20 protein-coding genes and 1 tRNA gene are annotated in these 19,871 nt (G+C 47.5%); 12 read left to right on the forward strand and 9 right to left on the reverse strand.

What is annotated here, in order from left to right:
- Nucleotides 1–5 precede the first annotated feature (5 nt).
- Nucleotides 6–491 (forward strand): TRAP transporter small permease, encoded by a 486-nt coding sequence (locus Q366_RS00645; protein WP_035235395.1) that lies wholly within the window; start codon nucleotides 6–8, stop codon nucleotides 489–491.
- The gene (locus tag Q366_RS00650; RefSeq protein ID WP_035235398.1) at nucleotides 488–1,789 is read left to right on the forward strand and encodes a TRAP transporter large permease; all 1,302 of its coding nucleotides are present in this window, start codon (nucleotides 488–490) and stop codon (nucleotides 1,787–1,789) included. The genes Q366_RS00645 and Q366_RS00650 overlap by 4 nt, the downstream gene beginning before the upstream one ends.
- 10 nt (nucleotides 1,790–1,799) lie before the next feature.
- Here the strand turns inward: Q366_RS00650 and radC are convergent, their stop codons facing one another.
- Nucleotides 1,800–2,462, reverse strand: coding sequence for a RadC family protein (gene radC / locus Q366_RS00655; protein WP_035235402.1), 663 nt, complete (start codon nucleotides 2,460–2,462; stop codon nucleotides 1,800–1,802).
- 273 nt (nucleotides 2,463–2,735) lie between these two features.
- Between radC and Q366_RS00660 the strand changes: the two genes are divergently transcribed.
- Both Q366_RS00660 and Q366_RS00665 read left to right on the forward strand, forming a co-directional pair.
- On the forward strand, nucleotides 2,736–3,581 hold the full coding sequence (locus Q366_RS00660) for a hypothetical protein (RefSeq protein WP_035235741.1): 846 nt from the start codon (nucleotides 2,736–2,738) through the stop codon (nucleotides 3,579–3,581).
- A gap of 101 nt (nucleotides 3,582–3,682) precedes the next feature.
- Nucleotides 3,683–4,954, forward strand: coding sequence for an aspartate aminotransferase family protein (locus Q366_RS00665; protein WP_245619834.1), 1,272 nt, complete (start codon nucleotides 3,683–3,685; stop codon nucleotides 4,952–4,954).
- Nucleotides 4,955–5,047: 93 nt separating this feature from the next.
- Here Q366_RS00665 and Q366_RS00670 read toward each other — a convergent pair whose 3' ends face one another.
- Nucleotides 5,048–5,476, reverse strand: coding sequence for a Spy/CpxP family protein refolding chaperone (locus Q366_RS00670; protein ID WP_051957731.1), 429 nt, complete (start codon nucleotides 5,474–5,476; stop codon nucleotides 5,048–5,050).
- 256 nt (nucleotides 5,477–5,732) lie between these two features.
- Between Q366_RS00670 and Q366_RS00675 the strand changes: the two genes are divergently transcribed.
- The 5 genes from Q366_RS00675 to Q366_RS00690 all read left to right on the forward strand — a co-directional run bounded on the left by Q366_RS00675 (nucleotide 5,733) and on the right by Q366_RS00690 (nucleotide 10,141).
- Nucleotides 5,733–7,559, forward strand: coding sequence for an ATP-binding protein (locus tag Q366_RS00675; protein WP_169742914.1), 1,827 nt, complete (start codon nucleotides 5,733–5,735; stop codon nucleotides 7,557–7,559).
- Nucleotides 7,556–8,941 (forward strand): sigma-54-dependent transcriptional regulator, encoded by a 1,386-nt coding sequence (locus tag Q366_RS00680; RefSeq protein WP_035235407.1) that lies wholly within the window; start codon nucleotides 7,556–7,558, stop codon nucleotides 8,939–8,941. The genes Q366_RS00675 and Q366_RS00680 overlap by 4 nt, the downstream gene beginning before the upstream one ends.
- A gap of 416 nt (nucleotides 8,942–9,357) precedes the next feature.
- Nucleotides 9,358–9,433 (forward strand) — tRNA-Thr (locus tag Q366_RS00685).
- A 146-nt stretch (nucleotides 9,434–9,579) separates the two neighbouring features.
- Nucleotides 9,580–9,852: a type II toxin-antitoxin system RelE family toxin gene (locus Q366_RS20635; RefSeq protein WP_084691643.1), complete on the forward strand. Its 273-nt coding sequence runs from the start codon at nucleotides 9,580–9,582 to the stop codon at nucleotides 9,850–9,852.
- Nucleotides 9,842–10,141, forward strand: coding sequence for a helix-turn-helix transcriptional regulator (locus Q366_RS00690; RefSeq protein ID WP_035235410.1), 300 nt, complete (start codon nucleotides 9,842–9,844; stop codon nucleotides 10,139–10,141). Before Q366_RS20635 ends, Q366_RS00690 begins: the two co-directional genes overlap by 11 nt.
- A 276-nt stretch (nucleotides 10,142–10,417) precedes the next feature.
- Here Q366_RS00690 and Q366_RS00695 read toward each other — a convergent pair whose 3' ends face one another.
- On the reverse strand, nucleotides 10,418–10,864 hold the full coding sequence (locus Q366_RS00695) for a PACE efflux transporter (protein ID WP_051957733.1): 447 nt from the start codon (nucleotides 10,862–10,864) through the stop codon (nucleotides 10,418–10,420).
- A 107-nt stretch (nucleotides 10,865–10,971) separates the two neighbouring features.
- Between Q366_RS00695 and Q366_RS00700 the strand changes: the two genes are divergently transcribed.
- Entirely contained in the window at nucleotides 10,972–11,808 is an 837-nt protein-coding gene (locus Q366_RS00700; RefSeq protein WP_051957734.1) for a LysR family transcriptional regulator, read from the forward strand.
- A gap of 139 nt (nucleotides 11,809–11,947) precedes the next feature.
- Here Q366_RS00700 and Q366_RS00705 read toward each other — a convergent pair whose 3' ends face one another.
- The 6 genes from Q366_RS00705 to Q366_RS00730 form a co-directional block, all read right to left on the reverse strand.
- Complete coding sequence (locus tag Q366_RS00705; RefSeq protein ID WP_035235413.1) at nucleotides 11,948–13,354, reverse strand: DUF3482 domain-containing protein; 1,407 nt, start codon at nucleotides 13,352–13,354, stop codon at nucleotides 11,948–11,950.
- Nucleotides 13,351–15,024: a DUF2868 domain-containing protein gene (locus Q366_RS00710; RefSeq protein WP_035235416.1), complete on the reverse strand. Its 1,674-nt coding sequence runs from the start codon at nucleotides 15,022–15,024 to the stop codon at nucleotides 13,351–13,353. Before Q366_RS00710 ends, Q366_RS00705 begins: the two co-directional genes overlap by 4 nt.
- A 106-nt stretch (nucleotides 15,025–15,130) precedes the next feature.
- Complete coding sequence (locus Q366_RS00715; RefSeq protein ID WP_035235419.1) at nucleotides 15,131–15,346, reverse strand: type II toxin-antitoxin system Phd/YefM family antitoxin; 216 nt, start codon at nucleotides 15,344–15,346, stop codon at nucleotides 15,131–15,133.
- Nucleotides 15,347–15,592: 246 nt separating this feature from the next.
- Nucleotides 15,593–18,307: a GAF domain-containing protein gene (locus Q366_RS19945; protein ID WP_051957735.1), complete on the reverse strand. Its 2,715-nt coding sequence runs from the start codon at nucleotides 18,305–18,307 to the stop codon at nucleotides 15,593–15,595.
- 51 nt (nucleotides 18,308–18,358) lie between these two features.
- Nucleotides 18,359–18,694: a type II toxin-antitoxin system HicB family antitoxin gene (locus tag Q366_RS00725; protein ID WP_035235421.1), complete on the reverse strand. Its 336-nt coding sequence runs from the start codon at nucleotides 18,692–18,694 to the stop codon at nucleotides 18,359–18,361.
- Nucleotides 18,691–18,945 (reverse strand): type II toxin-antitoxin system HicA family toxin, encoded by a 255-nt coding sequence (locus Q366_RS00730; RefSeq protein WP_035235423.1) that lies wholly within the window; start codon nucleotides 18,943–18,945, stop codon nucleotides 18,691–18,693. Before Q366_RS00730 ends, Q366_RS00725 begins: the two co-directional genes overlap by 4 nt.
- 271 nt (nucleotides 18,946–19,216) lie before the next feature.
- Between Q366_RS00730 and Q366_RS00735 the strand changes: the two genes are divergently transcribed.
- Complete coding sequence (locus tag Q366_RS00735) at nucleotides 19,217–19,453, forward strand: DUF4160 domain-containing protein (protein ID WP_035235426.1); 237 nt, start codon at nucleotides 19,217–19,219, stop codon at nucleotides 19,451–19,453.
- The gene (locus tag Q366_RS00740; RefSeq protein WP_035235429.1) at nucleotides 19,434–19,760 is read left to right on the forward strand and encodes a DUF2442 domain-containing protein; all 327 of its coding nucleotides are present in this window, start codon (nucleotides 19,434–19,436) and stop codon (nucleotides 19,758–19,760) included. Before Q366_RS00735 ends, Q366_RS00740 begins: the two co-directional genes overlap by 20 nt.
- Nucleotides 19,761–19,871: the final 111 nt, after the last annotated feature.

Consider the following 19,871-nt stretch of genomic DNA (forward strand, 5'->3'; position numbering starts at 1 on the left):
CGCTCATGGAAACCATTGAAAAAATAAGCGACATCCTTAACCGGTGGGCCGGGATCATCGCCGGGATCATCCTTGGGGTCATGATCCTTTTGACCATGGGCAATATTGTGCTGCGCAGGGTCTGGGTGCCCATCCGGGGCACCTATGAAATCATGGGATTTGCAGGGGCCGTAATCACGGCCCTTGCCATGGGCTTTACCCAGAAAAAAAGAGAGCACATCCATGTGGACATTTTGATCAGCCGGTTTCCCCGGGCCGTCAAAAAGGCTGTTTTTGCCGTGAACACCGCGATGTGCTCAGTTTTTTTCCTTGTGGCGGCCTGGTTTGTGTGCCTTCGGGGCATGACCCTTCTTGAAACAGGCGAGGTATCGGAAACCCTTAGAATGGCCTATTACCCCTTTGCCTTTGTCGTTGCATTCGGCTGTTTTCTGCTGGCTGCCATGCTCTTTATTGATCTGCTCAAACTGTTTTTTCTAAAAGGTGCCAAATGAGCCTGACTTTGGTGGGCATCCTCGGGATTGCCATCCTGCTGCTGCTGCTGTTCGTGTTCGGCATGCCTGTGAGCTTTGCCATGGCCCTGGTGGGCTTTGGCGGCTTTTCATATATCCTGAATCTCAATGCCGGAGTAAACATGGTCAGCCAGGAGATCTGGTCGGTGTTTTCCAAGTACGGACTCACCGTGATCCCTTTGTTTGTATTTATGGGGCAGATTGCCTTTTATTCCGGGGTCAACGAACGCCTTTACAAGGCCGCATATAAATGGGTCGGCCATATCCGGGGCGGCATTGCCATGGCCACCATCATGGCCTGCGCTGCATTTGCCGCCATCTGCGGATCCAATACCGCCACCGCTGCCACCATGACCACGGTGGCATTTCCCCAGATGTCCAATTTCAGGTATAAGCCCATGCTCTCCTGCGGGTCCATTGCCTGCGGCTCTACCCTGGGGGTTGTGATCCCGCCGTCCGTGGTGCTGATCATCATCGGCCTTTCCACGGAACAGTCCATTGCACGGCTTTTTTACGGCGGTATCGGAGCCGGCCTTCTTTTGTGCCTACTGATGCTGCTCACGGTTTATGTGGTCTGCCGCCTGAACCCCGAATGGGGACCGGCCGGCCCCCGGGCCAATTTCAGCGAACGCATTAAATCGCTGTCCGGTGCCACTGAGATGCTGATTCTGTTTTTTCTGATCATGACCGGGCTGTATGCCGGATACTTCACCCCATCCGAGGCCGGCGGGGCAGGGGCCTTTTTCGCCGTGGTCATCAGCCTGGTCCAGCGGACGCTCTCCTGGGAAAATTTCAAAAAGGCCACCATGGATACCCTGCGGGTTTCCTGCATGGTCATCATGCTTATCGCAGGGGCCATGATCCTGGGCAAATTTTTAACGATCACCCGTATTCCGTTTAACATGGCTTCGTGGGTGGCGGACCTGAACGTCCCCGACCCCGTAATCCTGGCCGTAATTTTCGGCATGTACGCCATTGGCGGGGCCATCATGGATGCCCTGGCCCTTTTGCTCATCACCATTCCCATCTTCTTCCCCGTGGCCGCCCAGATGGGCTGCGACCCCATCTGGTTTGCGGTTCTCATCACCGTGGTCACGACCCTTGGCGCAGTCACCCCGCCCGTGGGTGCCACCACCTATGTGGTGGCAGGCATGGCCAAGGGCAGCACCTTGAATGAAGTATTTAAAGGGGTTACTTTTTTTCTGCCGGCCTACCTGATCTGCATTGTTTTGCTCATGGTTTTTCCCTGGATTATTACCTTTTTGCCGGGACTGCTGTAAAAAGCAACGATTACAATTGCTTTTGTTCAAGAAATGAATAGTATCCCTTTTTCCCGAAAATAATGTGATCCAGCAAATTGATGCCAAGTATTTGACCGGCTGATTTGATTTTATCAGTGACTAAAATATCATTCCGGCTTGGGGCTAAATTTCCGGAGGGATGGTTATGGGCGATGATCAGGGCAGAGGCCCTATCTGTAATAATATCCGCGAAAATTTCTCTGGGGTGAACCTGGCTTTGATTTACCAATCCAATGGTAACTACCCGTATATTCATCACTTCATTGGCGCCATTTACAGAAATGGCAATAAAATGTTCCTGGGGCCGGTCCGCGTAATGTTGAATAAGTTGCAGCACATCTACCGGTTTTTTTATTTTTAACCCTTCCGGTTTTATTCTTCTTCTGACAAATTCAAACGCGGCAATTATGGTTGATGCCCTGGCCATCCCGATGCCATTCACCTTTGTCAAATCATTTACGGCAAGCCGGATTCCTTTTTCATCAATCACACTTACGATTTTTTTTGCTATGGCGGTTACGTGGCTTTTTGATGTGCCGGAACCAATCAGAATTGACAATAACTCCAGATCTGACAGCGCATCAGCGCCATTTTTCTGAAGTTTTTCACGGGGCCGGTCTTGTTCCGGGATATCTGAAATCCGTTTTGGCATTTTTTTCCTTTAATCGGTAGAGGATCTACGATTTATTACCTATAATCAATTCAACCCAAAAAACAAACAATAAATGAGCATTTAATCTTCAATTTCGCCTTACATTCATTCCGGTATTTTTTACATTAAGTGCAGCAAATGCATATATGAGCTAAATATTTCAATGCGTTTGTTGACAAAAGGGAGTGCCTATCCTAAGAATTGATGATCGATGGATTTGGTCTCAAAAAAAATTTTGATACAAATAACCCTTGGAAATGGAGGATTCAAAACATGGCGTTACGGATAAACACGCTTTTTTTTGTAATTTTTACAGGCTTTTTGGTTCTGACCTCTGACGGCGCTTTTGCCCAGTCTTTGCAGCCCACTCTGGAAAATGCCTGGCATGCCTATCTTCAGGCCAGCAGATCAGGAGATGAATCGGAACTTGAAAAAACAATGTCTTCCTACAGCCTTTGCGCCTTGAAAAACAGACTGGTTTCTGCCCAGCGGGTTTTAACCCCTGAAATCATAAAAAGTTTTGCAAAATACAGCCCTGATATTTCCAAAATGGAATTTGTCCGGGTGCTTGAGAAAGGAGATACCGCAGGCCTTGTATATGCCGGGGATTCAGGAGAAAAAGACGCTGACGGCAAATCCAAAGTGACGTTCAGCGCCATTAAATTTGTAAAGGAGTCGGGGTGGAAAGTGGACGCTACCATGAATTGCGACAAGCCAATGTATCAGGATGATGGCCGGAAAACACAATTTTATCTGTCAGACCTGCGACCGGACTGTGCCATGGACGGAAATATAAAACCAGCCCCGGCCCTGGTCCAGACGCCGTATTCAACAGCTTTGCTTGATGTATTCAGCTATGGTTACCAGGCTCAGGTTACGGTTAACGATGTCCCCCAGCAGCCGGTCACAGCGAGTTGGTCCGGGGTCGTGATAGGTGGGCTTTGCAAGGACAAAAATAAAATCACCATTGCAATGACAAAAACAGGCCCGGCCGGACAGCGTGTTCCCAAGATAAGAATTCGTCAGCTTCTTAAAAATCGTACAACACAGGAAATTTTGAAATTTGAGCCCCAAAAGAATATTGAGGGGGTTCATACATTTATCGTCTCAATTAAATAATTTTCTAGAAAAGCAGCCCTTTTGCCCGATTCCTTCGTTGACAGAAACTGAATAGTTTTCCGCATCATTTTTACCACAGAGAGGTGCTTCCCATGACAAGTATGAGGAAAATACATAATTACAACGGGTTTTCCACGGAATCCGACAATTCCATCTTCAATCTGGAAGATAAATTCGGCGCCCACCACTATAACAGGATCAACCTGGTGGTCAGAGGCGCCAAAGGCTGCTGGCTCACCGATGACAAGGGAAACAAATACCTGGACTGCCTGGCCGCCTACTCGGCTGCCAATCCGGGGCACCATCACCCCACCATTACCAATGCGCTGCTCAACGCACTCACCGGCAATTATGCATCGGTTATCTCCAATGTGGTATTCACTGATCCTTTAGGGATTTTTCTTTCCGAATGTGCGGCATTTGCCCCCCAGCTTGCCCCCGGATTCGGAGCGCACGGCAACAAGGTCCTGGCCAAAAACGGTGGTGTGGAATCCGTTGAAACGGCAATAAAAGCCATGCGTTACTATGGATTCAAACAAAAAGGAATTCAAGACGGCAACCAGGAAATTATTGTATTTAACAACAATTTTCATGGCCGGTCCATTTCTGTGGTCTCCTTTTCTTCCAGCAAAAAATACAGAGAAGGATTTGCTCCTTTAACACCGGGCTTTGTCTCTGTGCCCTTCGGGGATCTGGACGCGGTTAAAAAAGCAGTTACCCCCAACACCTGCGGTATTCTTGTGGAACCGCTGCAGGGAGAAGGCGGTATGGTGATTCCGCCCAAAGGGTTTCTCAAAGGATTGAGGGCCCTGGCTGATGAAAACAACCTGTTCCTGGTTTGTGATGAGATCCAGGTGGGCATGGGCCGCACGGGTAAACGGTTCTGCTTTGAGCATGAAGGCATTGTACCTGACGGCTTAATCCTGGGCAAAGCCCTTTCCGGCGGCCTGGTGCCCTTGTCCGTGTTCATGACCAACGCCGGAATCATGGATATGATTTTTTCCAAGGGGTCTGACGGTTCCACATTCGGTGGCTACCCCCTGGCCTGTGTAGCCGGTATCGCAGCCCTGAAGGTATTCCAGGAAGAAAAACTGGATGAACAGTCCGCAGAAAAGGGCGCACGTTTAAAAAAACGCATTGAAGATATTGGCAGACGCTCTCCCCATGTCAAGGAGGTCCGGGGCCTGGGTCTTTTCATCGGCATTGAAGTGAAAGACGCCAATGCCATGGAGTTCTGCCGCAAACTGATGAAGGAAGGGCTTATTGTCAATGACAGCCACGGCCACACCATTCGTATCTCTCCGCCCCTGGTCATCAATGACGAGGAGATGGATTTCATGGTGGAACGACTGGAACGGGTTCTGGTTCCCTAAGTGTTCAGTAGATGTTCAGTCTCTGAAATCAATTCCCATGAAAAAGGGAGGCTGATCAAACGATCAGCCTCCCTTTTTTTTCACAGACAGGGTCTACCAGCATCTGGCAGATTGATTGCGGTACTGGCCGCCGCAATACCCGCCCCCCGGACCGTATCCCTGGCCATCCATGGGACCTGAAATATTGTACTGCCGGGCTTTGGCTCTCAGCTCATTCTGGGTTTTGCTGATATTTTCGGACAGGGCCCTGGCTTTTTTGGGATCAGGGTTTGTGCCTGCCATCAATGCATTCAACTCAGCCCGGTCGGCGGAGATTGATGCCCGAAGGGCCTGGGTATCTTTGAAAAATGCGTCCAAGTCTTCCTGATTGATTGCGGGGCTGCCCGCGGACTGATTATTAAATTGTTTTCCATATCCGCGCATACCTGTTCCGGATCCGTAACCGCATCCCCAGGCATATGCACTGACTGCAAAAAATCCCACGATAAAAATTGCTGTGACTGCTGTGATCGTTTTTTTCATGATAAACTCCTTTTAATTAACTGATGATAAAATTTTAGTTTTTAAACCGCGTACACCATTCGAACTTCATGGCTTTCATGGACTGGATATTGCAACCGGTATGCCAGACGGGTTTTAAAAATATAACATATTGTAATTAAAAGATTTTTATTTTAATCTATTTTTATCCATTGTAAAAAGGAGATGTCATGATTAAATTTTAATCACCTTGCCGGATGCCAGTGATTAAAATTTAATCAGTCAGCAGAAGATGATTATGATGTCAGATAACAAAGCACTCTATTTAAACCGGTCCATATCACCCTGGGTGATCATTGGAATCAGTGTTGTCCTTGTGGGGGTGGTGGTCACCCAAGCCGCCATGAACTATAACCGTGAAAAAAAATATATGGGACAGATCCTTTCGGAAAAAGGCGCGGCACTGATTCGCTCCTTTGAGGCGGGAACCATCACCGGGATGATGGGCCGGATGGGAAGTGAGGCGCATCTTCAGACCTTAATGGAGGAAACCGCGGCCCAGGAGGACATCTCCTATATCATCATCGCGGATCAATCAGGGATTGTTCTTGCACATAATCAAAAGGATAAAATAGGAACCCCGTTTACGCCTCCCCTTTCCAAAGCCGATGCCCAGCCCTCTGATCACCCCCAATGGCGCACAGTCAAGGGCCAGGGCTCAAAAGACTATTTTGAAGTTTATAAAACCTTTCTGCCGGCATTAAAAGGCCGGGGGCAGGGCAAAGGGTTAAGGAGACATATGATGGGAGGCCATATGGGCGATTCCCATCAGTGTGCGGCAGGCTGGATAAAAGGTCTGTCCCGGCAGCGACTTTTAGACCCTGAAAACCGGCCGGCCATATTCATCGGGATGGATATTGCACCCTTTGAACACGCCCGGAAGGAAGATATACAGAACAGCATCACAAGCATTGTACTGATTTTATTTTTGGGGCTGGGCGGCATTGTTTCCCTGTTCTGGGCCCAGAATCATGCCCGTTCCCGCAGGCTTCTTCTGGATACACGGGCATTTGCCACAGAATTGGTAACAAGCCTGCCCATGGGGATTGTGGCGGTGGATGATGCCGCAAAAATCATCTATGTCAATGAGACCGCCGCCATCCTTTTGGGAAAAGAACTTGGCCAGATAAAAGGTAAAAAAGCTGCCCAGGTGCTGCCGCCTTTTTTGCTGACACGGCTTGACCAGGTGGATAAAGGCGGTTTTGTTTCAGAACAGGAATTGAAACTGCCGTCCCAGCACACAGGCCGGGCAATTCCGGTCACTGTAACCATTACAAAAATTGTCGGTGCCCAGGGCAATTTCATCGGCCATGTTTTTATTCTTAAAGATTTAAGCCGGATCAGGGCCCTGGAACTTGAGATCAAACAGAAAGAAAAGCTTGCGGCTGTGGGTATCCTTGCTGCCGGTGTGGCCCATGAAGTCAGAAATCCCCTGAGCTCCATAAAAGGTTACGCCACCTATTTCAGCAGCCTGTTTGACCCGCAAAGCGATAATAAAAAAGCCGCCAACATCATGGCTGAAGAGGTTGACCGGGTGAACCGGGTCATTTCAGAGCTGCTTGAGTTTGCCCGGCCCATTCAACTGGAATTAAAGAAAACCAGAATTTTTGAACTGGTGGACAAGGCATTGCGGCTGATAAAATATGAAGCAGATCCGGCAGGTATAAAGATTATCAGTTCCGTTGAACCGGATCTGCCCGAAGTTGAGGTGGATAAAGACCGGCTGACCCAGGTGCTGCTCAATATTTTTATAAATGCCATCCAGGCCATGCCGTCGGGTGGCACGTTAACCGTCAACGTTAAGGCCATGGAGAACAGGCTGCAGTTTGAAATCCTGGATACGGGCAGCGGCATATCGCCCCAGGACCAGGACAATATATTCAATCCTTACTTTACAACTAAAAAACGCGGCACAGGCCTTGGCCTTGCCATTGCCTTTAAAATCATCGAAAGCCATGGCGGGACCATCACCATTGAAAGCCTGAAAAACAAGGGCACCACATTTGTGATTTCAATCCCCCTGGAACAAAACAAACCGGGTCAGAATAAAGAGGAGCTGATATGAAAGGTCGATTACTGATTGTTGATGATGACGCAGCCCATCTGTCAATGCTTGAAACCCTTTTAAAAAGTCTTTCTTACGCCATTGAATGTGTCAAAGACGGTGCCGATGCCATCCGGCAAGTACAAGAAACCCCCTATGACCTTGTTCTCATGGATGTCAGGATGGCCAATGTGGGCGGTATGGAGGCACTCAAAGAGATAAAGCACATCAACCCCGCCATACCGGTTATTATCATGACAGCATACTCTTCGGTGGATAAAGCGGTTGAGGCCATGCGGCTGGGGGCGGATGATTATCTGACCAAACCCTTGAATTTTGAGGAGCTCAAACTCTCCATAGAACGGGTAACAAAACATCTGCAATTATCCCTGGAAAACAGCCAGCTTAAGGCACAACTGCTGGGCGATGGGGACTTTTCCGGAATTATCGGTACAAGTCCGGCCATCAAAGAGGTCATTGACACGGCTAAAATTGCAGCCCCCACCGATGCCACCATTTTGATTTCCGGGGAGAGCGGTACCGGTAAGGAGCTGTTGGCAAAGGCCATTCACAAAAACAGCAAACGAAAAGAACACCCGTTGATCTCGGTGAATTGTGCCGCGTTAAGTGAGACCCTGCTGGAATCTGAATTGTTCGGCCATGAAAAGGGGGCGTTCACCGGGGCGGACAAACCCAGGGACGGCCTTTTTATATCTGCGGACAAGGGCACGATTTTTCTTGATGAAATCGGCGAAATCCCCTTATCCATGCAGGTAAAACTGCTCAGGGTTCTCCAGGAGAAAGAGATCCAGAAAGTGGGCTCTGATAAGATTAAAAGCATTGACGTGCGTGTGATTGTGGCCACCAACAAAAATTTGGAAAAAGAGGTGGAAAAGGGAGCTTTCCGGCAGGATCTGTTTTACCGGCTCAATGTCATTAATGTCAAAGTGCCCCCATTGCGGGACAGAGCAGATGACATCCCTTTGCTTGCCCAGAAATTTTTAAACAAGTACACAAAAGAGAACAAAAAAATCATTAAAGGGTTTACCCCCATGGCCATGGATGCCCTGGTCAAATACCGCTGGCCGGGCAATGTACGCGAACTTGAAAACATCATTGAACGCGCTATTATCCTGTGTCTGGGGCAGTATATCTGTGAAAAAGATCTGCCCTCAAATGTGATCAAGGATTATGAACCGGAAAACCTGGTACGGCACCCGCTTTCCGGGGGAGGGAAAACCCTGGATGAAATCGAAAGCATTGCCCTGATTGAGACGCTTCGGCAGACAAAGGGCAACAAAACCGAAGCGGCCAGGATTCTTAACATTACAAGAACAACGTTGAACAACAAGCTTAAGCGGAATAATCTGGATCTGGATAAGATTTTGCCGGCAAATCCATAATTGCAGCGGCTTGGAATAATTTAAGGCTCATGTTGTGTTTTTTTTGGGGGGGCTTATTTTGATGTAAATGCTATCTATCTGAAATGATAAACAATATTCATATTGTTAACAAATCCTGAAAATAGATCCAGGAAATGGATTTCCCGTGCATCATGATTATATTATTGGGAAATCTCCGTATTGTAATCTCATCAGAATCAGACCGAAGTTTCATTCCATCCTTAATCAACAATTTCAACTCAGATATTGTTTTCATAAATCACCCTGTGGATCTTTAAGTAGCGAGAATTTTATTCTTTTTTCCGCATCTTTCCCGCATATGCAGGGAAAAGAAACTGTTTTGCGCCATTTTGCGGGATATATTTTTTATTGAAAAGCATGGAAGTCCCTGTTATATAGTTAACTCTTAATAAATAGCCGGCGTAACTCAGTTGGTAGAGTATCTCACTCGTAATGAGAAAGCCCGCGGTTCGAATCCGCGCGCCGGCTCCAGCAAAATCAAGGCTATCAGGCGTTTCTGGAAATTTAACGGAAACGCTTTTTTCTTTATTTCTCTGTTTTTTGACAAAAAAAGGAGCGTGAAATCCGTTCCATTTTTTATATTTGACTCTTACGTTAGTTCAACGTAAATTATTGTTATGAATTTGGTTATTTTACATAGAAAAGCTGAAAAACAGTTAAAGAAGATCCCGGCTTACATAAGAATTAATTTTCAGATCTGGGTTCAGGATGTTGAGTCAAACGGAATTGGAAGTACAAGAACCGTTCAGGGATATCATGATGAGCCGTTGAGGGGACAAAGGTCTGGTCAAAGATCGATAAGATTATCAAAAACCTACAGAGCAATATACGTTGAACATGAAGATAATATAATTGTTGAAGTCATAGAGGTAAATAAACATGAATATTAAAGAAACACTTTCCGAAAAATTGAAAAAAGAATATGGACCTGTCACTTTTGGTCGTGCCATTTGGGCATACCGGAAAGGCGAAGAAATGACCCAGACGGAACTAGCACACGCTTTGGGTATATCATCTTCAAGTCTCTGTGATTTAGAAAAAGGGCGTACTATTCCCACCGTTCGCCGGGCAGCCAAGATTGCTAAACAGTTAGGGCAATCGGAAAAAATGTGGGTCCAGCTGGCTGTTCAGGATTCTTTTATTGACGCTGGATTGAATTATAGAATTTCCGTGGCATAAAATCCCCCAAGGTAAATCCAAGGAGCCGGCTCATTGCACGGATTTTTAACTTTTTTCAAGAACAGATAATTAATTTGGTGCTCACCCGGTAATACTTTGAAAAAGAAAAAATGCTAATTATCCTATGAGCCGTTTCATAATCAAAGTATTAGCGGGTGAGCACCTGTAAATTATTTTTTTAAAAAAATCACCTGCTCAATGTGGGTTATCTGTACTTGAACGCTGTAACACATATTATTCGTGGTGTTGGCTACGTTTGTTATTCCTTCCTGGCGCTCAGTCTGGAACGGCTGGGGGCACTGGAAAGATAACGTCGTAAGCATAATTGAAAATCAACGTGTAGATTAGAGCCGCCATGGTAAAGACAATATCCATGGTAAGCGCTTGGATAAAAGAAAAACGCATCCAAATCATCGTAAAAGGGACTGATGCCAGCATGAATCCCACCTCAAAATACACTGAATGACAAATTCTCAGCTTAAATCCCCTGGGATAAAGGGGGTGTTTGAAAAAGATCAGGACATGATCAAAGGCGTAATTGTAAAAAAAGTTCCAAATCATGGCCATGAGTGACATGATGATTCCAAAACTGCCTATGTGGGCGGCAGGCTGATTGAGGATATCCTTGAGGATCAATACGGTGAGAAATAGAAAAACGCCTTCATAAATAATGGAATGGCGAAGTCTATCCAAACCGGATCTCATTTCAGTTTTTTTGTTCATATCCAGTACATTCTTTCAACTACTAAAATTAGAAACAACGTTTAATTATCATTGGTGATAGATGGAATAAAGTTGAGATCTATCTAAATTATTGATAGGTTTGTTCCATGGATTTTACCTTGGATCAATTGAAAGCCTTTTTGGCAAGTGCTGAAACAGGTTCTTTTTCGGCTGCTGCCAGAAAGCTGGGCAAAGCTCAGTCTGCCGTGAGTACGGCGATTTCCAATTTGGAGATTGATTTGGGGCTGGAACTCTTTGACCGGGCAAAAAAATATCCCGTGCTGACCCTGACCGGAGAGTTGTTTCTAAGAGACGCTGAAATTATATTATCCCGTTGTCGGTCCATGCAAATCAAAGCGGCGGTGTTGTCCGAAACCATGGAGAGCCGGGTCCGCTTGGCTGTCTCTGAATCCCTCCCGAACATCGCCTTTAAGGATGGCATGTTGCTCAAGCGCTTTAAAGCCCAGTTTCCTGAGACCGAGCTGGAAATTCTTTCGGGCTCTCTTAATGATGTCTGGGATATGATTGATTGCGACCGGATTGATTTTGGCGTGATGATGCCCACAGAACTCCTTTTGGACCGATGGAAGTCCCGGTCGGATTTTCAAATTGTTGGAAAGATGAATTTTATTCCGGTGGCCCACCCCACATATGGTCTGGGAAAGGCCGGATTAGACATTTCTGCCCTTGACTTGGTTCTACAAATAGAGGTGACTTCTAGGGGAGGGGAACAGGAAACGCAGCTCCCAGTGTTCAGTAGCAGGGTTTGGTGGGTGGAAAACGAATATTTGATCAGGGATCTCCTACTCCAGGGGATGGGCTGGGGACTTCTGCCCGAGCACTTAATAAAGGATGACCTATCTGCGGGACGCAAACCAATCCAAGGATCGTCCTTTGGGTCGTGCCGGAGACTGGCTTTTTTCGGCTATGAAAAGATACTATAGCTGAAAAATACCAGAAAATAGGAAGATGCTTATGCCCAAAAAAAGAAATCTATCTGTCTGGATCACCTACTGAGATCCGTGGGAATGTCGCTCTGTAAAGCGGTCGGGCGGGTGCCAGTCGATTATAATTGCTGAATTATCAGGGATTGATATTCCTTTTAAGGATATCTTCCAGCAAAGACGCCACCAGCAGGGCAAAGGACGGCGAATTTTTTTTACCGGACATAGAATTCTTTTTCCGGCAGGCTTTGAAAAATTCCACGCAAACCCGGTGCTGCTTTGCTGTCAACAAGGTGGATATACCGGCCTTTTCCCGTTTGGAAACAAGCTGGGATTCCGTTTCAGGGACATCACGCCTGCCATGGGCCCGCCGACTCATATGGGTGTAGTAAAGCAACGCCCGGTCCAGAAGAATATACAAAAACTGGATATTTTCATTGGGGCCCACCTGGACCCGATCACCCCCAAAACCCGATGACGCATTGGCCAGACGCCGGATACCCACAAAAGCGGAGCCTGCACCCACGGCAGACCCAATGGCCGTAAAAATCCCAAAGGTCAGTCCGGCCGCCGCCGTATCCAGCACAGCCCCAAGAGTTCCTCCCAGCACAGCACCGGCGGTGGCAGCCTGGGCCCGGGTCAGGCCCAGCATCTCCCAGGTCTGGTCTGAAAACAGGTCATGCCTGAGAATGGAACAGGCAGGCAATGGATAATCATAGAGATGATGGCGGAACAATGAGCGGATATGGCCAAACATTTTGTGTTCAATACCCCGAATTTTTTCCTGGTATTCCCGGGTAAGGTCTTCCTTGAGGGCCACGGGATCCATGTCGGCTTTCAGCCTGCGGGCCAAAGAAAAGGTCAAACCCTGTTCCATGCCGTGGACAATATAGGCGCAGGCCATACGGTTGCGCTTTTCCCACTCCACGGTAAAGGCCTGGATCACGCCTTCCATCAAAGGTTCAATGTCCTGGTCAATAGCTTTAAGGCTTTCCATAAGCCGGATTCGCTCATAAAAATCGGCCTGGTTGGAATTAAAGATCCGGATCACGTTGAAAAATTTGCGGAACTCTTCCTTCCATACCTCTGTATTATCCCGGGTATGGGATTTTGCATTGATTACAGCCATCCTGGGCCGTCCCGTGAGCCGCAGAATCTCCATTTCAGCCAGGTCATCTTCCCTTACGGGCCGGGACCCGTCCACCACATAAATAATGCCTGCCCCATTGGCCACCGGTGTCAACAGTTCGCACTCGTCGGCAAAGAACGGGTCTTTTTCATGTTCGGCAATGAACCGGGCTGCAATGTCGGGGCCGGGATTCTTTCTGAACCAGGCCAGGGTCTGCCGGGGCACTTGGAACCCCGGGGTATCCACAAACCGGATGATCTCCTTGTCATCCATGGTAACGGAATAGGACTTGGAAACCCTTGTTTCACCGGGCACCGGGCTGACCTGGATACGGTCGTCTTCGGTCAGGGTGGACACCACCGAGGACTTGCCCTCATTGGGGTGCCCCAGAACGGCAAATTCAGGCAACGCCATCATGGCGACACCCACCGCTCAATGAGTATCTGGGGATCGTTGAGCTGATTTACGGCACTCTTCCACACCTGGAAATTCACATCAGAAGGCACCACGTTTTTTTCACCCTGGTCCATGGTCTGAATCATTACAATCCACAGGGGAGAATCAGAAAAAATCTGCCGAATTTGAACAAAATAATAAAGCAGCCCACGGATGGGCGGCTGCCAGACCTCCTGGAGAACGATCAGAGGTCCCCGGCCCAAATCCTTGACCTGGGCTGCTATCTGATCCTGGTCTGCATCAAAATCAAAGTGGATGCCAACGGTGGCGGCAACATGGATACCAAACTGCTGTTCCAGACCGGCCCGGATCTGTTTCATATCATTTTCCCCAAAGCCCCGGGCCGATCCAAGCACAAGGGCCCCGGGCGTATTATTATTGACACGGGATTCATCCGGTACAACCGGAGGCCGGGGTTCAGGCTCAGATTCAGGCGTGTTTAAAACCGCACCGGGTTGAGGCATAACAACCAATCTTTCATTTTTTTCTACCCCAGGCGCGGGTTCCGGCCTGGGCAAGGGCGCTCTGAATTCCGCCCGGGAGCCCCCGGTCTCTTTGATGTTCATACCCATGCGGGGGGTACGCATCCGCATAAGCAGACGCTGGTACCCGGGCCTGGACAGATCAAACCGGGCAAGGGCCATTGTCCTGGCAGCATGGGCAAACCCCACCAGAATAATTCGTGGCATAAGGGCATACACCAGCATCCCCATGCACAGAAACGGCCACCAGGCAGCCAGATGTTCGTTGGCCAGTCCGGCAATACCTTCCTTGAGCACAATCCGGCTGCCTTCTATCTGTTCAAGGGTAGGTACAAAAATATCAGGCATGGCCCAGGACCAGGGCAATGCCATCCAGCTCACCAGGCGGTGTACACTCTCCCCGGAAGTCAAAAGCGTGGACTGCCACCCAAAGGCCATATCCGTAACTATAATTCTGAAAAACGTACCGCCAAGCGCACCGGTTGAAAATCCCAGCGCGCCCAGAGAGAGCACAATGAACACCGGCCAGAACAAAATACTTCGAAAAGGCCGGGTATCCAGATGCAGCAGATCACCGGCATCCTTTGAAAATTTAGGGAAATGCTTTTGAACAGGTGCAGCCCATTTTTGCAGCCGTCCCATAAACTTATCAATGAACAGACGCATGGACAGCCGATGCATCACACCGGCCCAGCCCGACCCGGCAGGGCCTGACCGGAACTGATGGCCCCCCACCAGTGCAGCAGCCAGGCAAAGCAATGCCGGAAACAAAACAAACACTGCAATAAACAAGGTCACATTCACGGGCCGGCTGCCATGGTAAGCCAGAAACGAATACGCCCCCATGCCTCCGGCAGCCAGGCCGCAGGCAAACATCCCCCTGGCAGTCCAGGCATAAAAAGACTCAAATAACGCACCTGGAAGCTTAGCTCCGGGTCCGCCGCTTCCGGTCTCATGAAAAAACAACAGGCGCCGGTATTCCAGCCATCCTGCAATCAGCCCGGCATCATCCAGACGGTCGCCATCTTTAAGCTGGCGGAAGATATCCCTGTCCCGGGACACAATGGCGTCTGTATCGACATTCTCCGGACCCTCATCCAGGCTTAGAAGGAAATCAAGATCAATAATATCTTTAAGGGGCAGAATCATGAGTGTTCTTTAAATTCTGTTTCTACCATATAGTTTTAATTTTTTCCGATGTGCTTAAATTTTTATCGGCTGTTATCAATGGTGTGTTTGTAATATAGAAGTGGCACTAATCAACATCAACAGGAGAAACAACATCATGTATCACGGCATTTTTTCCAATCTCGGCCAGTTTGTTTCTCGCTGACTCCCTGCTGCGATCAGGAGGTACGAGTTTGGCAACCACTTTTCCCCGGGAGCTTATTTGAATACTTGCCCCGCTTTCAATTTTTTTTATAATGTTCATCATATTGGCTCTTAATTCACTTACGGCAACGGTTTGCATGTTTGTGCCTCCTTGAATTTTTATACCAGCGAATTGTACAATTCGACCCCTGAAATGTCAATTTATAAGAACCTGGAGACAAGATACTGGAAACAAGAGGGCGAAGCGCCTGGAGCGCCCATTTTAGACCCGCATTGTTGGCGTCTTTAGTTTCATTGTTCGTTGTGGGCTTGCGGCCCATGGGGGGGGTATATGGATGTTTTGCTGGAATCCATCAAATCCTTGCTGGAACAGCAAGATGCGGTTCTACGCCATTGTCAATGCTTCATGCACCTTAGCTGCAAGCTCCTTGATGGAAAAAGGCTTCTGGATAAATAGAACATCTTGATCCAGTACACCGTGATGGGCAATAACATTTGCCGTGTAACCAGACATGAAGAGAATTTTCAGATCAGGGTTTATCTGAATAACCTGTTCTGACAACGCCCTGCCGTTCATCTCCGGCATAACAACATCTGTGATTAGAAGACGTATTTCGCTGGCATGAGCGTGGGCAAGTTCAAGCGCTTGGCTCGTTGTGTTTGCTGTAAGTACGATATATCCCAGATGTTGAAGCATATTCTGGCCCAATTGCAGTATTGAAGGTTCATCCTCCACCAGAAGCAGGGTCTCTCCATGGCCGAACTGAATTTTCTCCTTGTGTTCTTTAAGAAGGGTGACGCTCTCTCCCTTGTGGCGCGGAAGATAGATTCTGAAGGTTGTCCCCTTGCCCAGCTCGCTGTAAACATTTATGAAACCGCTATTCTGTTTGACTATACCATAAACTGTGGCTAACCCAAGGCCAGTGCCTCTGCCTACCTCTTTTGTTGTAAAGAAGGGTTCAAAAAGTTTATCTAAGGTCTCTTTATCCATACCGCACCCATCATCACTTACAGCCAGCAGGAGGAAATTACCGGGAATAAAGCCTATATGGTCGTTGCAATACGCTTTGTCAAATGTCACCATGCCTGTTTCAATGGTTATTCTGCCGACGCCATGAATGGCATCACGGGCATTTACACACAGGTTTGCCAGAATCTGATCAAGCTGTGATGGGTCTATCTCTACTGGCCACAGGTGTTGGCCATCTGGCAGCCATGCAAGGTCAATATCCTCTCCTATAAGACGCCGGATCATCTTGAGCATTCCTTCAACAGTGCTGTTTAAAGCCAGCACCCGTGGAGCAATAGTCTGCTTTCTGGCAAAGGCCAGCAGTTGCCGTGTGATATCAGCAGAACGTCTTCCTGCCTTCAGAATCTGCTGAAGATGGTCATAAAGATGGTCAGATAGTCCAACCTCTTCCAGGGCAAGTTCTGTATAGCCTAGAATAACGCTGAGCATATTGTTGTAGTCGTGAGCCACGCCACCTGCAAGGCGTCCAACGGATTCCATCTTCTGAGCCTGACGGAACTGCTCTTCAACCCTCTTCTGGTCAGTTATGTCAGTTGTGAATCCTTCTATAATGAAGAAGTTATCCCCGCTCTGCCGAGAATTTATCTCCTGTTCCTGAAGCGCTGTCTCCTGTTGAACGCTTGTCTGGTTCTGTTGAGAAATTCTGGCATTCATTCTGAGCCACAGTTTCCTGTTGTCTGCTGTATATGCCTGATATTCAAAATTCTCAACCTTCCCTCTTTCATGAAGCGCTCTGAGAAACTCTTTGCGCCTATCCGGATTTACATAAAGGTGTCTCTGAAGAGAGCTGTAATGTGATATTGTCTCCTGAGGTGAACTGAATCCAAGGATATTGGCCATGGCAAGATTAACAGAGAGTGTTTCTCCTTTTGATGTGGTGGTAAAAATGCCGACCGGTGCATTCTCAAAGAGATTTCTGTATTTTGCTTCACTCTTCTGTAACGCCTCTTCACTCCGTTTTTTTTCAACGATCTGCCAGATGACATCTGCCAGATAGCTTACAGTCTCCACATCCCTCTCTGTATAGTCCGCAGGTTTGTTCCCGACGCCAAGTATGGCAACAATTTTATCTGCATGGATAATTGGCACCACAAGCTCTCGGATCACCTTTACGTGACCTTGGGGCATCCCCTTTTTGTGTGGCAGAGACTCGTAATCGTTGTGTATAACCGCTCTTCTCTGGTGGATACAATCCACCCAGACACCAGCCTTATCAATACCATAGTGCAGCCCTTTTCCCTCTGCCTGACAGAATTTTTTGAGCGTGCTCGTTGACCACTGCTGCAAGGAGAGGCTCTTCTGATCCTCCTCAACACAGTGATAGAGCCCAATGGGACTATCAACAAATTCACATGTTTCATCAAGGGCTTTTGTCAGAAATTGATCCAGGGTGTGGTCTGCCACATACTCCAGCAGAGTCAGTCGGATCTGCATCAGACTCTGAGAGTAGTTTTGATGTTTCTCCAGATTCTCTCTTGCCTGTTGCAGGTCAGCCATGGTTCTGGCAGCAGCCACCTGATCTGACAGAATTTTACCCGCAAGAATTGTTGCAAGAGGGTACATGAGCAGTACAGGTAGCCCGATACGCGCTACAACCGCCACCCCAGCCCCTTCTGGCAGCGTTAACATCAGGCAGAGCATGGCAAGATGAACTGCAATACCAAAAATGTAGAGCCTCAACGCAGATGGTGGCGCAGCCGCTGATCTGAGCCTGACGTGCTCAAACAGTCCAATTGCCGCAGAGGAGAGGATGACAAGTGAACCTGTAACCGCACCAGAGCCCCCTATCCAGACGCGACAGGCTGTTGTTATAACACAGGCAAATGTAGCAGCCCACGGCCCGAAAAACAGCGCACAGAGACTTATCATGATTGATCTGCCATCAAAGATCAGGCCAGGCCCAAGGTTGAGCGGTCGTAGCATCCCGATAACTGAGCCGGCGCCAAAGAGCCCCCCTTGCATAAGCAGACCTGCCATGGTATGGCGGTCTCTGTATTTATCAATAAATCCTGAGATAATTGTTATTGATACCAGCATTGCCAGATTCATTATCAAATCAAGATAGATCATGAATGTCTGCCTCTGATTTTTTTATATGCGATTATCCTGAGCCCTCCCGTTTCAATGCGCGTGGACAGCCGCCTCAAGCACCCTGGCAACCCATTGATTAATGCTTTGACCATTTATTTCTGCTGCGGTCGCCACCGCAGCATGAATATCCGCCGGTATCCTCAACATAAGATTTCCAGAATATGTTTTATTGGGTTTTTGCCCTAATTTTTCACAAGCCGAAACATAGTCATTTATCGACTCGGCAAAAGCCGCTTCAAGCTCTGGCACCGTTTCCCCATGGAAGCAAACCACGTCGTTAATACCAACAACCCGGCCAACAAAAATCTTATCGTCCGGGTCAAAATCAATCCTGGCATAATAGCCTTTATACTTCATTCCGTTCATGGGGTCGCTCCTATTTTGATCAAAAATTCACGGGCTGCTTTAATCCGGTATTTCAGGGCCTCTTTTTCGGGGTGAGGCCTATGAAAACAGGCTCTCACGCCATCTTTTTCGAATGTAACACTTGAACCGGTGCCCTCTATTACCCGGCATCCCACGGCAACAAACAAAGACTCTATTTTTTTCCATTCCAAATTGCTATTTATTGGATCTTGAAAAATAGCTGCCTGTATTTTTCGGTGTTTTGTGTTCATGCCTTGATAATAATTTCATTTATCATCGATTGCAATCAATGATTGCAATCGGTTAAGGTCTGTCAGGGAATTTTTAACCATAAAAATTAGAACGGTTTTTACCCCACTGCTTCTGTTACTCAATGCCGCGTTTAACTATGCCTGGGCGACAGATGATATTATTGCTGGGTTCCCAAACCTCATGGGCGCACTACTTGTTGCAAACTTACAGTATAAACAGTAAGGTAAAATAAAAAACTTGGAATAATACAAACCAGTTGAAAGCGTTAAAATGCCAACCGTTTTCAAAATAGGAGCTTACCGATTTTTCTTTTACTCTGGAGATCGAGATGAGCCGGTACACATTCACGTCGAAAAAGAAGATAATGTTGCAAAATTTTGGCTTGATCCGGTAAGACTTCAAAAGAGTGGCGGATTTAGAGCAAGAGAAATTAATGATCTTCAGAAAAAAGTTCAGGATAATCAAGAACAAATTATAGAGGCTTGGAATGAGTACTTTAACAATTGAAATTGAAGTGCCATATGCACAAGATGTTATCGTAACACCAGAGCTATTAAATATTGATTTAAGCGATGGACGCAGCATCTCAGTCCCATTAGCCTGGTTTCCGAGGTTAGTATACGCTGATCAGAAAGAACGGGATAACTGGCGCATAATTGGCCGGGGTGAAGGGATACACTGGGAAGATATTGACGAAGATATTAGTGTTGAGGGACTGTTAGCTGGGAAAGCATCTGGGGAAAGCAATTTATCATTAAAAAAATGGCTGGCTAAACGATCAGCCCAACAAAACCCTGGAGAGGGTGCGACATGAACTACTTGATATTATTGTTAATTAATACAAATTAACCTGCCGTATCACCGGTAGTTTCTTACCTCGGCATGCATAACTGGTAACGGTTTTGTGTGAAGCCCGGGTTAAGAT

The sequence above is a fragment of the Desulfobacter vibrioformis DSM 8776 genome (assembly GCF_000745975.1).
In the GTDB taxonomy this organism is placed as follows: Bacteria; Desulfobacterota; Desulfobacteria; order Desulfobacterales; family Desulfobacteraceae; genus Desulfobacter; species Desulfobacter vibrioformis.

Bases quoted from the DNA above. Each gene is read 5' to 3' on its own strand.
- Q366_RS00645 (WP_035235395.1), top strand. From the start codon at position 6: ATGGAAACCATTGAAAAAATAAGCGACATCCTTAACCGGTGGGCCGGG.
- Q366_RS00650 (WP_035235398.1), top strand. From the start codon at position 488: ATGAGCCTGACTTTGGTGGGCATCCTCGGGATTGCCATCCTGCTGCTG.
- radC (WP_035235402.1), bottom strand. From the start codon at position 2,462: ATGCCAAAACGGATTTCAGATATCCCGGAACAAGACCGGCCCCGTGAA.
- Q366_RS00660 (WP_035235741.1), top strand. From the start codon at position 2,736: ATGGCGTTACGGATAAACACGCTTTTTTTTGTAATTTTTACAGGCTTT.
- Q366_RS00665 (WP_245619834.1), top strand. From the start codon at position 3,683: ATGAGGAAAATACATAATTACAACGGGTTTTCCACGGAATCCGACAAT.
- Q366_RS00670 (WP_051957731.1), bottom strand. From the start codon at position 5,476: ATGAAAAAAACGATCACAGCAGTCACAGCAATTTTTATCGTGGGATTT.
- Q366_RS00675 (WP_169742914.1), top strand. From the start codon at position 5,733: ATGATGTCAGATAACAAAGCACTCTATTTAAACCGGTCCATATCACCC.
- Q366_RS00680 (WP_035235407.1), top strand. From the start codon at position 7,556: ATGAAAGGTCGATTACTGATTGTTGATGATGACGCAGCCCATCTGTCA.
- Q366_RS20635 (WP_084691643.1), top strand. From the start codon at position 9,580: ATGAATTTGGTTATTTTACATAGAAAAGCTGAAAAACAGTTAAAGAAG.
- Q366_RS00690 (WP_035235410.1), top strand. From the start codon at position 9,842: ATGAATATTAAAGAAACACTTTCCGAAAAATTGAAAAAAGAATATGGA.
- Q366_RS00695 (WP_051957733.1), bottom strand. From the start codon at position 10,864: ATGAACAAAAAAACTGAAATGAGATCCGGTTTGGATAGACTTCGCCAT.
- Q366_RS00700 (WP_051957734.1), top strand. From the start codon at position 10,972: ATGGATTTTACCTTGGATCAATTGAAAGCCTTTTTGGCAAGTGCTGAA.
- Q366_RS00705 (WP_035235413.1), bottom strand. From the start codon at position 13,354: ATGATGGCGTTGCCTGAATTTGCCGTTCTGGGGCACCCCAATGAGGGC.
- Q366_RS00710 (WP_035235416.1), bottom strand. From the start codon at position 15,024: ATGATTCTGCCCCTTAAAGATATTATTGATCTTGATTTCCTTCTAAGC.
- Q366_RS00715 (WP_035235419.1), bottom strand. From the start codon at position 15,346: ATGCAAACCGTTGCCGTAAGTGAATTAAGAGCCAATATGATGAACATT.
- Q366_RS19945 (WP_051957735.1), bottom strand. From the start codon at position 18,307: ATGATCTATCTTGATTTGATAATGAATCTGGCAATGCTGGTATCAATA.
- Q366_RS00725 (WP_035235421.1), bottom strand. From the start codon at position 18,694: ATGAACGGAATGAAGTATAAAGGCTATTATGCCAGGATTGATTTTGAC.
- Q366_RS00730 (WP_035235423.1), bottom strand. From the start codon at position 18,945: ATGAACACAAAACACCGAAAAATACAGGCAGCTATTTTTCAAGATCCA.
- Q366_RS00735 (WP_035235426.1), top strand. From the start codon at position 19,217: ATGCCAACCGTTTTCAAAATAGGAGCTTACCGATTTTTCTTTTACTCT.
- Q366_RS00740 (WP_035235429.1), top strand. From the start codon at position 19,434: ATGAGTACTTTAACAATTGAAATTGAAGTGCCATATGCACAAGATGTT.